At 60.9% G+C, this 14,410-nt stretch carries 14 protein-coding genes; 6 read left to right on the forward strand and 8 right to left on the reverse strand.

The annotated features are described in order from the left end of the window. The first annotated feature begins 33 nt into the window (after window positions 1-33). On the forward strand, window positions 34-1,407 hold the full coding sequence (locus ACL0K2_RS03460; protein ID WP_413043778.1) for a sensor histidine kinase: 1,374 nt from the start codon (window positions 34-36) through the stop codon (window positions 1,405-1,407). Here the strand turns inward: ACL0K2_RS03460 and ACL0K2_RS03465 are convergent. Beyond that, the gene (locus tag ACL0K2_RS03465; protein ID WP_413043779.1) at window positions 1,382-1,948 is read right to left on the reverse strand and encodes a nitroreductase; all 567 of its coding nucleotides are present in this window, start codon (window positions 1,946-1,948) and stop codon (window positions 1,382-1,384) included. The genes ACL0K2_RS03460 and ACL0K2_RS03465 overlap by 26 nt on opposite strands. A gap of 122 nt (window positions 1,949-2,070) precedes the next feature. Further along, window positions 2,071-2,442 (reverse strand): YkgJ family cysteine cluster protein, encoded by a 372-nt coding sequence (locus ACL0K2_RS03470; RefSeq protein ID WP_080890617.1) that lies wholly within the window; start codon window positions 2,440-2,442, stop codon window positions 2,071-2,073. A gap of 190 nt (window positions 2,443-2,632) precedes the next feature. Here ACL0K2_RS03470 and ACL0K2_RS03475 point away from each other — a divergent pair, with 190 nt between their 5' ends. Continuing rightward, entirely contained in the window at window positions 2,633-4,084 is a 1,452-nt protein-coding gene (locus ACL0K2_RS03475) for a TrkH family potassium uptake protein (protein ID WP_413043780.1), read from the forward strand. Between the two features lie 5 nt (window positions 4,085-4,089). Here the strand turns inward: ACL0K2_RS03475 and ACL0K2_RS03480 are convergent, their stop codons facing one another. After that, window positions 4,090-4,530, reverse strand: coding sequence for a nucleoside deaminase (locus ACL0K2_RS03480; protein ID WP_045162611.1), 441 nt, complete (start codon window positions 4,528-4,530; stop codon window positions 4,090-4,092). 77 nt (window positions 4,531-4,607) lie between these two features. Beyond that, a complete protein-coding gene (locus ACL0K2_RS03485; protein ID WP_413043781.1) occupies window positions 4,608-5,537 on the reverse strand; it encodes a DUF808 domain-containing protein in 930 nt (309 codons plus the stop codon). Between the two features lie 256 nt (window positions 5,538-5,793). On the opposite strand from ACL0K2_RS03485, the gene ACL0K2_RS03490 reads away from it, so the two are divergent. The 4 genes from ACL0K2_RS03490 to ACL0K2_RS03505 all read left to right on the forward strand — a co-directional run bounded on the left by ACL0K2_RS03490 (window position 5,794) and on the right by ACL0K2_RS03505 (window position 9,555). After that, entirely contained in the window at window positions 5,794-6,111 is a 318-nt protein-coding gene (locus ACL0K2_RS03490) for an Mpo1-like protein (protein ID WP_045162613.1), read from the forward strand. A gap of 172 nt (window positions 6,112-6,283) precedes the next feature. Continuing rightward, window positions 6,284-7,672: an adenylate/guanylate cyclase domain-containing protein gene (locus ACL0K2_RS03495; RefSeq protein WP_045162614.1), complete on the forward strand. Its 1,389-nt coding sequence runs from the start codon at window positions 6,284-6,286 to the stop codon at window positions 7,670-7,672. A 65-nt stretch (window positions 7,673-7,737) separates the two neighbouring features. Then, a complete protein-coding gene (locus ACL0K2_RS03500) occupies window positions 7,738-8,505 on the forward strand; it encodes an AraC family transcriptional regulator (RefSeq protein WP_155397643.1) in 768 nt (255 codons plus the stop codon). Between the two features lie 147 nt (window positions 8,506-8,652). Further along, entirely contained in the window at window positions 8,653-9,555 is a 903-nt protein-coding gene (locus ACL0K2_RS03505; RefSeq protein ID WP_413043782.1) for a DMT family transporter, read from the forward strand. A 32-nt stretch (window positions 9,556-9,587) separates the two neighbouring features. Here the strand turns inward: ACL0K2_RS03505 and ACL0K2_RS03510 are convergent, their stop codons facing one another. From ACL0K2_RS03510 to dctP, 4 genes are all read right to left on the reverse strand, one after another. Continuing rightward, window positions 9,588-11,324 carry an IlvD/Edd family dehydratase gene (locus ACL0K2_RS03510; RefSeq protein WP_045162616.1) on the reverse strand — a complete coding sequence of 579 codons (1,737 nt, stop codon included), beginning with the start codon at window positions 11,322-11,324 and terminating at the stop codon, window positions 9,588-9,590. Between the two features lie 62 nt (window positions 11,325-11,386). Next, a complete protein-coding gene (locus tag ACL0K2_RS03515; protein ID WP_045162617.1) occupies window positions 11,387-12,688 on the reverse strand; it encodes a TRAP transporter large permease in 1,302 nt (433 codons plus the stop codon). Further along, complete coding sequence (locus tag ACL0K2_RS03520; protein WP_045162618.1) at window positions 12,685-13,257, reverse strand: TRAP transporter small permease subunit; 573 nt, start codon at window positions 13,255-13,257, stop codon at window positions 12,685-12,687. Before ACL0K2_RS03520 ends, ACL0K2_RS03515 begins: the two co-directional genes overlap by 4 nt. A 75-nt stretch (window positions 13,258-13,332) precedes the next feature. Then, window positions 13,333-14,352, reverse strand: a complete 1,020-nt coding sequence (gene dctP / locus ACL0K2_RS03525; protein WP_045162619.1) for a TRAP transporter substrate-binding protein DctP — start codon at window positions 14,350-14,352, stop codon at window positions 13,333-13,335. Window positions 14,353-14,410: the final 58 nt, after the last annotated feature.

The following is a 14,410-nucleotide window of genomic DNA, read 5'->3' on the forward strand; positions in this document are numbered from 1 at the left end:
CGCGAACTGGGCATTGTCGTAGAGAGATGACCGTTGCGATCTTTGTTCTGGCGTATCCTTGCAACATTCTGGCTGGCCATCGCGCTGGTGGCCGGCCTTGCCATGCTGCTGGGCCGCGCGCTAAACCAGGACTCCTGGATCATCAATCGGCATCCTGGCGTCAAGGATCTGGCCGAAATCTGGACGAGAGTCTACGAGCGCCAGGGCCCCTTGCCTGCGCAGTTTTTGCTCGAACAGCACCGACAACGCTTCCATATCGACGTTCAGGTACTGGCCGAAAACGGCCAACCGATCATCCGCGGAACCTTTCCGGCACGCGCCGCCGCATTCGAAGCGAGACAGGAAAACCTCTCGGGACGCCTGCCCTGGCGGCGCCTGACCACCGACTACACCAGCCCGCTCAGCGGCGAAACCTACCTGTTCATCTACCGTATTCCCAATTCCGAATTGCAGGCCTGGCACCGTGGCAGCCTGTTCTGGCCATTGAGCGCGATCGCCATCACGCTGGTCGTGCTGACCGGCTTCAGTCTGCTACTCACCCTGTCCATCACGCGCCCCCTCGACCGCCTTCGCGGCGCCGTACATGACCTCGGGCAGACTACCTATCAGCAGAATTCGCTTGCCCGTCTGGCTACCAGACGCGACGAGCTCGGCGTGTTGGCCAAGGACTTCAATCGCATGGGCGCGCGCCTGCAGAGCCTGATCGGCAGCCAGCGACAGCTGTTGCGTGACGTTTCCCATGAGCTGCGCTCGCCACTTGCGCGGCTGCGCATTGCCCTGGCGCTCGCCGAACGAGCGACCCCGACGGAGCGTGAAGCCATCTGGCCGCGACTGGCGAAGGAGTGTGACCGCCTGGAGGCACTCATCAGTGAGATCCTCGCGCTGGCGAGACTGGATGCCGAGCCCGGCGCGACGATCCCGGTCGATTTGCCGGCCATGTTCCAGCAACTGGAAGAAAATGCACGCATCGTGTCGCCTGCCCAGCGCATCGAAACCCGGATGGATGCCACGGTTGAATTTCACGGTTGGCCGGACATGCTGGAGCGAGCGCTGGACAATCTGCTGCGCAACGCGCTGCGCTTCAATCCAGAAGGCGCGCCGATCGAGCTGTACGCCACTGCCGACAACGACTGGCTGCTCCTGAGCATTCGTGATCGCGGTCCAGGTGTCGATGAAGCCCACCTCGCGCGACTGAGCGAACCGTTCTTCCGCGCGCCGGGGCAGACCACTGCCGGTCATGGGCTGGGACTGGCGATCGCCCGCCGCGCCGCCGAACGGCATGGCGGAGAGCTGTTGCTGGGCAATCATCCCGAGGGCGGTTTCGTCGCCAGCCTGAGGCTGCCGCTAAAACCGCCCGGTCCTTCCATCCCCGACCTGAGCTCTACTGCGCGCCGTTCCACCGGCTGACGAAAGACTGGGGATCCAACTCCGGCGGCGTCCGCAGATTGCCTTCCGGCGTGCCTAGATAAATGAAGCCGAGTACCTGTTCGTTCTCCGCCAGGCCTAATCGCTGTGCCACATGCCGGTCATAGGCGAACTCACCGGTGCGCCAGACCGCGCCTAATCCCTGGGCATGCGCCGCCAGCAACACACCATGCGCCGCACAAGCAACCGCGAGCACCTGCTCGGATTGGGGGATTTTTGGGTGCGGCAACACCTGGGCGATGACAACGACTAGCAGCGGTGCGCGCAGCGGCATCTTGCGCGCCTTGGTCAGGGCGTCCTCTGGCGCATCCGGCTGACGCAAACGAAGCGACTCGACGAACACCTCGCCCAGCCGTTCGCGCGCGCCATCCTGAACGGTTAGAAAGCGCCACGGCCGAAGCTGACCGTGATCCGGTGCGCGCAGTGCCGCGCGGAACAAGACATCCAGTTGAGCGGCCGTCGGCGCCGGATCAGCGAGTCGCGTAACTGAAACGCGGTTGAACAACAGGTCGAGAGCATCCATCCAACACCTCCAAAACGAATCGGACATTCTAGGGGGTGTTGGCGTTTCATCGCGACCGCGCGGCACCATTTCGACAACGGCCTGTTTGGCAACCTAGCGGCTAACAGCTTGACAGGCGATGGTCAGGCGACCCGATCAGGCGACAGATGTGGCTCCAAAGGCGGAGTCAGTGGTGGCAGGCCATGGGCGGCCCGGGCCGCGTCGCAATGGGCATTGTGCTGGCCATCGGCCCAGGACGCTTCGAACTCGCGGCAGGTACTCGAGCGCTGCTCATACATCGTGCAACGCACGCCACACCCCACATCGCCCATCAGGCCGACGCACCGCGCTGGCTTGGATTCGGTCCCGAGCATCGCAACATGAAACGGGCTGACCTGCACGGTCACGTTGTCGGGTACGGTACCACCGGATGAGGCGCACTCGCCCCAGAAGAAGGACACACGAAAATACGCGCAGCAGGCGCCGCACGTGAGGCAGGGATTGTCGATCGACATGGAAGGTGAACACCCAGAAACCGGGAAAGGGCCGGCGCCCGGGCGGCTATTCTAATCATCGCAACGGACTTGGGAAGAGCCTCCCGGGGTGCTCCACAAAAGATTTTCCAGCGGGCCGATAGCCGGTTTACTGCCGCTGCGACAGGCGTAGAATGGCGGCCTCATTTTTCGAGCCGAGCATCAATCAAAAATGGCCTTGCCGACGCTGCGCATTATCGGTTTCATCCTCGGCATTTTCCTGATCACCCTTGCAGTCAGCATGGTCATTCCAATGATCACGCTGTTCGCTTTCGATCGTACCGATGATCTCCAAGCGTTCATCTGGGCGAGCCTCATCACCTTCAGCTGCGGTTTCGCTCTGGTAGCGCCAGGCCGCCCGGCGAACACCCACCTGCGTCCTCGCGACATGTATTTCCTGACGACCATTAGCTGGGTGATCGTTTGCTGCTTCGCCGCCCTGCCACTGATGCTCATTCAGCACATCAGCTATACCGATGCCTTTTTCGAAACCATGTCAGGTGTTACCACCACTGGCGCAACTGTACTTTCAGGGTTGGATAGTGCATCGCCGGGTCTGTTGATGTGGCGCTCGTTGCTGCACTGGCTTGGAGGCATCGGCTTTATTGGTATGGCGGTGGCGATCCTGCCGTTGCTGCGAGTCGGTGGCATGCGCTTATTCCAGACCGAGTCATCAGACTGGTCGGAAAAGGTCATGCCTCGCTCTCACATGGCCGGCAAATACCTGATCGCAATCTATGTGGCGTTTACGCTGGCCGCCTTCGTTGCATTCTGGCTAGCCGGGATGAGCGGCTTCGATGCCATCAACCACGCGATGTCGACCGTGTCGACAGGGGGATATTCGACGTCCGACGCGTCTCTCGGCAAATTCAGCTCTGCATCGCATTGGGTTGCGATCTTCTTCATGGTGCTGGGCAGTCTGCCGTTTACGCTGTACGTCGCTACCGCACGAGGAAATCGCGGCGCTTTATTCCGCGATCAGCAGGTCAGGGGATTTCTCCTGATGCTTGCGCTCACCAGCCTTCTATTCAGCGGTTGGTACTGGCTCAACCATGATGACAACTTGCTCGACTCGCTGCGAATCGTAACGTTCAGCGTGGTATCGGTGATCACCACCACCGGCTTCGCCGTTACCGATTACACCCAATGGGGTGGATTTGCCGTCATGGCATTCTTCTACCTCACGTTCCTTGGCGGATGTTCCGGCTCCACCTCAGGCGGATTGAAGATGTTCCGCTTCCAGGTCGCCTATGCCCTGTTGCGTTCGAACCTCAAGCAACTGGTTCACCCGCGAGCAGTGATACGCCAGCAGTACAACGGTCACAACCTCGACGAAGAAATCGTCCGTTCGATTCTGACATTCTCATTCTTTATCACCATGACCATCGGCGTGCTGGCCCTGTGTCTGGCGCTACTTGGCTTGGACCCGATCACCGCACTCACAGGCGCGGCTTCAGCGGTCTGCAACGTTGGTCCCGGCCTGGGGCCGATCATCGGTCCAGCCGGCAACTTCTCGACTCTGCCAGACGCTGCAAAGTGGCTACTCTCAGTCGGCATGCTGCTCGGCCGTCTGGAAATCATTACCGTACTGGTCATGCTGACACCCTCGTTCTGGCGTCACTGATCCAATTAGGTTTCGCCGATATCCTCGTTCCACAGTTCAGGGCTATTGGCGATAAAGCTGCGCATCATCTCGACGCAGCCTGGGTCCTGCAACACTTCGACCTCGACACCGCGGCCACGTAGCAACAGCTCTTCGCCCATGAACGTCTGATTCTCGCCAACCACGACTTTGGGAATCCCATATAGCAGGATCGCCCCGCTACACATCGAGCAAGGCGACAGCGTCGTATAGAGCACCGATTCGGTATAAACAGAGGCCGGTTGCCGCCCGGCATTCTCAAAGGCGTCCATCTCGCCGTGCAGTACAGCGCTGCCCTGCTGAACACGTCGGTTATGTCCACGCCCGATGATCTGTCCTCGGTGGACGATCACCGAGCCGATCGGAATGCCGCCTTCGGCCAGCCCCTTCCTTGCCTCGTCGATTGCCGCCTGCATGAATGCATCCATCCCCTTCTCTCCCCTGAATATCCAAGCCAATGAACAGGCCGATACGGCTGAATCGCGCGCCACTCAAACGTGAGCACTCAGACCGCGTCGGTCTTGCCCTTGAACAGCCGACGGCCCAGCGTAAGCGCTGCGAAAACCAGTCCCCCGACGAGGATGCCGAAGGCCGCATCGAGCACCGTCGGCAGCAACCCAGCCAACACCGAGCCGACATAGGGCAACGCCACGGAGTTCTGGGCGCTGTCCTCGATGAAATGGTGAATCGCCTGGATGCCATGGGTGAGGATGCCACCGCCGACCATGAACATGGCCGCCGTACCGATCACCGACAACGATTTCATCAACCAGGGCGCCACCGTCAGTATGCCCCGCCCGATCGCCTGCGCCGCGCCACTGGCGCTTTTACTCAAGGCCAGACCGGCATCGTCCAGCTTGACGATACCGGCGACCAGCCCGTACACGCCGACGGTCATGATGACCGCGATGCCCGCCAGCACCGCCACTTGTTCGGTGAAGCTCGCGGCCGCCACGGTACCCAGCGTGATGGCAATGATTTCGGCCGAGAGGATGAAGTCGGTGCGTACCGCGCCGCTGATCTTGTCCCGCTCAAAGGCGACCATATCGACCTGCGGGTCCGCCAACGCCTGCAATTGCTGTGCATGGTGGTTGTCGTCTCGATGCAGAAAACGGTGCGCCAGCTTCTCGAAGCCCTCGAAACACAGAAACGCACCGCCGAGCATCAGCAATGGCGTAATCGCCCACGGAATGAACGCACTGATCAATAGGGCGGCCGGTACCAGAATCAACTTGTTTCGAAATGATCCCTTGGCCACCGCCCAGACGACAGGCAATTCCCGATCGGCCTTGACGCCCGTGACCTGCTGGGCGTTGAGGGCAAGATCATCGCCGAGTACACCCGCGGTTTTCTTCGCGGCGACCTTGGTCATGACGGAAACGTCATCGAGAACCGTCGCGATATCGTCGATCAGGGCAAGCAGGCTACTGGCCAATGCTGGGCGTCCTCTGGAAGGGTTGGAAAGAGCGGCGAGAATATGCCGCTGTATGGACTCTGGAACTAAGGCCGTCGCGCCGCAGCACAAGTTCCGGCGCAACTGCCGTCAGCGCTGGCTTCGCCACGCCAGTCCTATGCCATCGGGGCGCTGTCGGGGTTTCTGATGCCGGTCCGCAATACCCTAGCCGAAACCCTATGGCGAGCAAGCGTCAGCGAATCTAGACTGCGATGACGACAATAACAGGAGGTGCCGCATGAGCACGCAAACCGCCGAACGCTTTACCCGCTTTGCTGATTTTTATCCGTTCTACCTAGCTGAGCATAGCAACCGCATCTGCCGCCGCCTGCACTACGTGGGCAGCCTGCTGGTGCTGGCCATCCTTGCCTATGCGCTCATCAGCCAGCAATGGTTGTGGCTACTGGCGATGCCGGTGGCTGGATACGGATTTGCTTGGGTCGGCCATTTCGTTTTCGAGAAGAACCGGCCTGCGACCTTCCAGTATCCGCTGTACAGCTTTTTGGGCGACTGGGTCATGCTCAAGGATATGCTCACTGGAAAGATTCGCTTCTGAGGCTGAGCCAGGCACGGCCCGCTCGATACTCGCGGCCCGTCACGGATTGGACGGGCGATTTGGCGCAATGACGATGACTTGGTTATGATCGCCGGTCAGCGTCGTTCGATGCGCTGTTGCCTCCAACGGCGCATCCTAGAGCGCTGAAACCTTTCAGGGATAGTTATCCATCATGCCAACCGTGACCGGTGAACGGCGTAACGGCCTCGCGACTCGCCCCTTGCGCGAGTACTACGCCCGGGTGTTCGCCTACCTGACCTGCGCCGCCACGCTCGCCGCCGGTGTCTATACCCAGCAATTCGCCCTCGACTTGCTGTGGATGGTCCCCTATACCCTTCTCTATCCGCATTTCGCCTATCACCTGAGTTATCGCTTCAAGCGCGAATACCCGGAGCAAACTTCGCAGACCCTGCTGTGCCTCGACGCCTTGAATGCCGGAGCGGGAATCGTGCTGCTCGGCTGCATCCTGGTACCGAGCATGATGTTTCTGCTGACCCTCGGTTTCAGCGCACTGGTTATTGGCAGCCTGCGCCACTTGTTGATGACCATACTGATGGTGATCATCGGTGCCGGGCTGACCAGCCTGCTGGTGCCTTTGCGCTTCGACGGCGCAACCCCTACTCTGGTGTCGGCGGTCAGCATTTTGTTCACCACCCTGTATGTCTGTATCACGGCCTACTACGTGCACCAGCAGGGCGAGCGACTGGCACAGGCGCGCCGCGAAGTGGAAGCCGAGCAGGCAAAAGCCGCACGGTTGGCTCGTAATCTGGCCAAATACCTATCCCCGCAGGTGTGGGAGTCGATCTTTTCCGGCAAGCGCAGCGTACGGCTGGAAACCCAGCGCAAGAAACTTACGGTGTTCTTTTCGGATATCAAGGGCTTCACCGAGCTCGCCGAAGAGCTGGAAGCAGAAGCCCTGACCGATCTGCTCAACAACTACCTCAACGAGATGTCGAAGATCACCCTCAAGTACGGCGGAACCATCGACAAGTTCGTTGGTGACTGCGTGATGGTGTTTTTCGGCGACCCCACCAGCCAAGGCGCAAAAAAGGATGCGGTGGCGGCGGTATCGATGGCCATCGCCATGCGCAAACACATGAAGGTGCTGCGCCAGCAATGGCGGGCGCAAGGCATTACGAAGCCGATGGAAATCCGCATGGGGATCAACACCGGCTACTGCACGGTCGGCAACTTCGGTGCCGACACCCGCATGGACTACACCATCATCGGCCGCGAAGTTAACCTGGCCAGCCGTCTGGAAAGCTCCGCCGAAGCCGGGGAAATTCTCATTTCCCACGAGACCTACTCCCTGGTCAAAGACGTCATCATGTGCCGCGACAATGGCCAGATCACGGTCAAGGGGTTCAGCCGACCGGTTCAGATCTATCAGGTCGTGGATTTTCGGCGCGATCTCGGCGCAACCAATAGTTTCGTCGAACACGAACTACCAGGTTTCTCCATGTACTTGGATACCAACGGTGTCCAGAACTTCGACAAGGAACGTGTCATCCAGGCGCTCAACCAGGCGGCTGACAAACTGCGCGACAAAGTCATCATGTAGTGCCAACGGCACGCGTCGGATTCCGCCGCAGCCGGCCACGCCATCCGCTTGCAGTCGAGGTAAACATGTCGCCCATCCTGTCCCTGCGTCATTACAACCAGGACCAGGTCATTCACAGTCATCAACATACGCAATTGGTGTTCGGCCTGCGTGGACAGCTGGATTTCGAGATTGATGGCCACGGTAGCCGCATTCAACAACAACGCCTTGCTGTAGTACCCAGTGATGCGCGCCACGCATGCGGTAGCACCGATGGCAGCCTCTGCCTGGTCGTGGACATACCCGATGGCGGCTGGTTACAACAGCACCTTGGTCATCACGCCAGCTCCACTCAGCGCTTGCTGGAGCAGTCCGCAGCACTACAGCTGACGCCATCCCAAAGCCAGCTCGTCAGCTGGCTTGCCGCCAGCCCGATCAACGATTCAATCATTGGCGCACAAGGCGCAGCCTTGCTGCTGGCCAGCCTGGGGGCAGGCTGCGAGCAAATCAGCCGACCGCAGTCGCTTCCGCTGGCCGCGCTCCATGCCCACGTCGACCGGCATCTGGCGCATCCGCTTGAAGTCAGGGATCTCGCGCGACTGGCCGGCCTCTCCGTACAACGCTTCCATGTACGTTTCGTCAGCGAAACGGGCCTGACGCCACAAGAGTTCATCCGATTGCGCCGCCTGCAACAAGGCCGAGAGCTACTGAGCAGTACCCAATTGGCAGTCGGCGAGATCGCCGCACGCGTCGGCTATGCGTCGCAAAGCGCCTTCACGGCCGCTCTCAACCGCCAATACGGCACTACGCCTCGCGCCATCCGCCGCGAGACGCACGACAAATCACGAGACTGACGCGACAGACGAGCCGCACCGCACGACCTACCCTGGTGGCTCAACGCTGCGGGCGATGCTCCAACGCATATCGCGAGGCTCCATGATGAACTTATTCGACACCTCTGCTTCCCCTTTTCAAGGCCGATCCAAGCAGGCGGATCTACCGTGACCCACCGCAACGCCTTATTGGCGATCCACTTCGGCGCGCTGATGTTTGGCCTCTCGGGGGTATTCGGCAAGCTGGCCGAAAGTCCGCCCCTGCTCATCACCTTTGGCCGCGCACTGTTTGCCGTCATCGCCTTGTTGCTGGCAGCGCAGTTCTTGCGTGTCGGCGGCAACCGTCCAAGCGGGCGGCAGCGTGTTGGCCTGTTGCTCGGCGGCGTGCTGTTGGGCGGGCACTGGCTCACCTTCTTCATGGCCGTAAAGATCGGAGGGGTCGGCATCGCCACGCTGGGCTTCGCCAGCTTCCCGGCCTTCACGGTGCTGCTTGAAGGACTGCTGTTTCGCGAGCGTACCCGTCCGGTCGAGTTCGCCATGGTGGGACTGGTATGCGCAGGCCTGCTGCTGGTGACGCCACACTTCGATCTCGCCAGTGAAAGCACTGTAGGGCTGCTCTACGGCATCCTCTCGGGGCTGACGTTCGCCCTGCTCTCGCTGCTCAACCGTGCCGTCACCCGCGGCGTCGACCCGGTACAGGCCGCACTTTGGCAAAACGGCACCATCCTGCTGTGTCTGCTGCCTGTCACCTGGACCTCACTTCCCGCGGTACCAGTGCTGGACTGGCTATGGCTGGGATTACTCGGCGTGTTCTGTACGGGACTGGCGCACAGCCTGTTCGTGGCGAGCCTCAAGGTGCTGAAGGCGCGGACCACGGCGGTGATTTTCGCCCTCGAACCGGTCTATGGGATTGCTTTCGCGTGGTGGCTGTTCAACGAACAACCCACCCTGCGCATGCTGATCGGCGGTACCTTGATCATTCTCGCCACGGTGATCACCAGCCGTCTCAAGGCTCCGGCTGGGACCAGTGCCGCAGCATCGCTGACAGAGATGCCGAAGGCGCAGCGTTAGCTACGCCGGGCATGCAGCGGACAGCACTGCCGTCAGTGGGAATGACGCGGTACGTCCGCCCCTCGACAGCCCACGAGGAAGTCGAAGTCGCAGCCTTCATCCGCCTGTAGTACATGATCGACGAACAGCCGCCGATAGCCGCCGTCCCACAACAAGCCCTGCGGCGCTTGCCAGGCAGCCAATCGCTCTTTCAACTCTGCATCGGGAATGTCCAGATGCAGGCGGCCCGCCAGGCAATCCAGTTCGATGAAGTCGCCATTACGCACCACTGCCAGCGGTCCACCAGCGGCGGCTTCGGGGGCGACGTGCAACACCACGGTGCCGTAGGCAGTCCCGCTCATCCGCGCATCGGAGATTCGCACCATGTCGGTAATCCCCTTCGCCAGTACCTTTGGCGGCAACCCCATGTTGCCGACCTCGGCCATGCCGGGATAACCCTTGGGTCCGCAGTTCTTCATCACCAACACGCAGGTTTCATCGACGTCCAGCTCCGGATCGGCGATGCGCGCCTTGTAGTCGTCGAAGTCCTCGAAGACCACCGCACGCCCTCGGTGCTTCATCAGCTCAGGTGTCGCCGCAGAGGGTTTCAACACCGCCCCGCTGGGTGCCAGATTACCGCGCAGCACGCAGATGCCGCCGTCCTCGCGCAGCGGATTGTCCAACGCACGGATAACCTCGTCCTGCCCGTAGATCGGTGCTTGGGCGCAGTTGTCCCACAGCGACTTGCCATTGACGGTCAAGGCATCCGGGTTGGGTAACAACTGGTTTTCACCCAACCGACGGATCACAGCGGGCAGGCCACCGGCGTAGTAGAACTCCTCCATCAGGAAGCGCCCCGACGGCTGCAAGTCGACGATGGTGGGCATGCCCCGGCCGATGCGCGTCCAGTCATCCAGATCGAGCTCGACGCCTATCCGCCCGGCGATCGCCTTGAGATGGATCACCGCATTGGTCGAACCGCCAATGGCGGCATTGACGCGGATGGCATTCTCGAACGCCTGCTTGGTCAGCACCTTGGACAGCCGCAGGTCTTCCTGAACCATCTCGACGATGCGCATGCCGGACAGATGCGCCAGCACGTAGCGGCGCGAATCCACTGCGGGAATCGCCGCGTTGTGCGGCAACGAAGTACCCAGCGCTTCGGCCATGCAGGCCATGGTCGAGGCCGTGCCCATGGTGTTGCAGGTGCCGGCCGAGCGCGACATGCCAGCCTCGGCCGAAAGAAATTCGTCGAGACTGATCAGGCCGCCCTTGTACGCCTCGTGCATCTGCCAAACGATGGTCCCGGCGCCGATGTCGCGGCCGTTATGCTTGCCGTTGAGCATCGGACCGCCGGTAACGACGATGGCGGGAACGTCGCAACTTGCTGCCCCCATGAGCAACGCCGGGGTGGTCTTGTCGCAGCCGGTGAGCAGCACCACCGCATCGATGGGGTTGCCACGAATCGACTCTTCCACATCCATGCTGGCCAGGTTACGGGTGAGCATGGCGGTCGGCCTGAGGTTCGATTCGCCGTTGGAGAACACCGGAAACTCCACCGGAAACCCGCCTGCTTCCAACACGCCTTTTTTCACGTGCTCGGCGATCTTGCGGAAATGCGCGTTGCAAGGGGTCAGTTCGGACCATGTGTTGCAGATGCCGATGATCGGCTTGCCCTGGAATTCGTGATCCGGAATGCCCTGATTCTTCATCCAGCTGCGGTACATGAAACCGTTCTTGTCGGTGGTGCCGAACCATTGAGCGGAGCGTAGGGGGCGTTTGTCGGTCATTTGCGATGCACCTGTTTCAGCGGCTGACCCGCCGGGCCCGCCAGATTGAACGTTCGGGTTGATTACAGCAGCCAGGTCGAGATGGCCGGGAAATACAGCAGCAGGCCGAGTACCGCGATCTGAATGACGATGAAGGGCACCATCGAACGGAAGATGTCGGTCAGCGTGATATCCGGCGGCGCCACGCTTTTGAGATAGAAGGCAGCAGGGCCGAAGGGTGGCGAGATGTAGGACACCTGCATGCTCACCGCGAACAAAATGCCGAACCACACCGGGTCGTAGCCGAGCTCGACGACTATGGGCACGAAGATCGGCAGGCAAAGCATGGCGATGCCGATCCAGTCCAGAAACATGCCCAGCAGCAGGAAGATCAGCATCATCACCAGCACGATGACGAAGGGCGCCACCTCCAGCCCGGTAATCGCGGATGAGACGAAGCGGTTGCCGCCCATCAGGTTGTAGACCCCGACCAGACAGGCCGCACCGATACCGATCCAGACAATCATTCCGCAGGTTTCCAGCGTCTGGGTCAGGCTTTCCTGAAGCAGCTTGACGCTGAATTCGCCGCGCACCAGCACGGCCAGCAACACACCCAGCGCGCCCATGGCCGCGGCCTCGGTGACCGAGGCGATACCGCCGTAGATGCTGCCGAGCACCAACCCGGCGATGGCGATCGGAAAGAACATGCCCTTGAAGGCTTCGGCCAACGTAAGTCGTGGCTGATTGATGTCCTTCTCCAGATGCGCACCACCCATATGCGGATACCGCATGCACATCACCACCACGTAGAGCATGTAGCTGCCCATCAACAGCGCCGCGGGCATAATCGCCGCCTTGAACAGGTCGGCAATGGAGACGCTGGCGATCAGCCCGTAGATGATCAGCACGATCGACGGCGGCACCATGGTGCCCAGCGAGCCACCCGCGCAGACCACGCCGATGGCGATGCGCTTGTCGTAGCCCAGGCGAAGCATCTGCGGCAGGGCCAGCACGCCGAGCAGGACGATTTCGCCACCGATGATTCCCGAAATCGCAGCGAGAAAGAACGCCACGACGATGGTCTGTACCGCGACCCCGCCCGGCAGCCGACCGGCGAAAAAGCGCATGGAATTGAACAGATCCCGCGCCAGACCCGATCGGTCCAGCAAGCCCGCCATGAAGACGAACATCGGTACGGCCACCAACGAGTATTCGGTGATAAAGCCGAACATCCGGCTCGCCACCAACGGCACCGCCACAGGTCCAAACCAGCCGAGGGTGAAACCGGCGGCCACCAGGCCGGTGACGAAGGCCAGCGGCAGGCCCAACACCAGTAAAGCGAAGATCGCGAAGATCATCAGGTAGGTTGCGATCTCGATGGTCATTGCGCGGCATCCGAATCATGACGTGCACGACGGTGAGTCGCGATCCGCACCACCTGCTGCACACACATCAGGGCAATCGAGGCGAGAATGACGATCTTGGTGAAGGCCGGCAGCGGCTGGTTCCAGGACGACCCGGAGGTTTCCAGGCGCCAGCTGCCATCAGGCGCGTGAGTCGCGTTATAGGCCAGCACCCAGGCGGCATAACCGATCGCCAAACAGAACAGGATGCCCAAAAGCAGGTTCAGCAATTCCAGCCAGCTCCGCTTACGCGGCGAAAGCCGGTCGAGCAGGATGCGAATCTGGATATGCCGGTTGGTCGCCAATGCATAGGGCCCACCCAGCGCGAAGATCGCAGCGACCAGAAAGGTCGTGGTCTCGTGCGCCCACTCGGTCGGCGAGTTGAAGCCGTAGCGCATGATGACCTCGAACACACTGACCAGCATGGCGATGAACACCAGCCAGGCGATGGCTTGGCCGGCGCGACGAACGCCGCGATCGAGCAATCCGCGGCCCGGTTCGGGGGCGCAGGCGTCGAGATGATCGTCAGATGAAGGTTGAGCATTTTTCACAGCGAAACTCCTCGGACTACCCGGCCGAAGCCAGGGAGCCTTTGGTCATCGAAGAGAGGAACCGCAAGGTGCGGCTTAGAGCATGCCTTTGTCCTGCAAGTAGGCCTGGATCGAATCCACCGCCTCCTTGGCCTGGGGGCTACGCTCACGCCAGCGCGCCCACTCTTCCCGGGCGGATTGGCGGAAGCTCTTCAACTGATCGTCGGAAAGCGAGGTCAGGGTCACGTCGCCCTTCTGCTTGGCCAGCGCAACTTGTTCCTCGTCCTTTTTCTGCAGATCGCTGACCAGTTGTTCGGTGAACGCATCGACAGAGTCTTCGAGAGTCTTCTGTTGCTCGGGCGTTAGCTCATCCCACAGCGCCTTGTTGACCGAGATGTCCTTCATCGGCATCGAGTGAAAGCCGGGATAGACGGCGAATGGCGCGTACTTGTGATAGCCCTGCTGGTAATTGGTGGAGAACACCGTGTAGTCGGCTGCGTCGATCACGCCCTTTTCCAGCCCGGTGTATACCTCGGAGGTGGGCAGATTCACCGGCGCCGCGCCGACCAATTTGAAGATGTTCGAGACCATGCCTTCCGGCGCACGCACCTTCAGGCCCTTCAGATCGCCGAGCGTTTCGATCTTGCGCTTGCTGATCAGGGATTCGGCTCCCACGGCGCCAGCACGAATGAGGTGAACGTTGTATGGCTCGACCAGGCGGTTGTAGCCCGCCTCGCCGCCAGCGTTGCGCATGTAATCGAGAAACGGCGTCGGACCGCTCCAGGCGCCGACCATATTGCCGTACACCGCGAAAGCCGGGTTCTTGCCTGAGAAGTATCCGGGGTCGGTGATGTGCCCCTGGATGATGCCGGCACCGACCGCGTCCAGCGTCTCGTTGTTACCCACGATGGTGCCGGTCGGCAGGACCTCGACGGTGATCTCGCCGTTGGTTTTCTCGCCGACGCTCTTGGCCCATTGCTGGGCGATGCGGTACTCGTCGTCACCGGCATTGACGTTAATCTGAAATTTCCATTCCTGAGCAGCGGCGACACTGCCGGAAGCAAGGATCAGGCTCGCCGCAAGGACAAGGCCGGCACGGGGAATAGTCGGTTGCATAGTTGCCTCTCCACTTATTGTTATTCGGCATCTTCGGCCACGGTGACAGCGCTTCTTG

The sequence above is a fragment of the Pseudomonas sp. YJ42 genome (genome assembly GCF_047225135.1).
In the GTDB taxonomy this organism is placed as follows: Bacteria; Pseudomonadota; Gammaproteobacteria; order Pseudomonadales; family Pseudomonadaceae; genus Stutzerimonas; species Stutzerimonas stutzeri_E.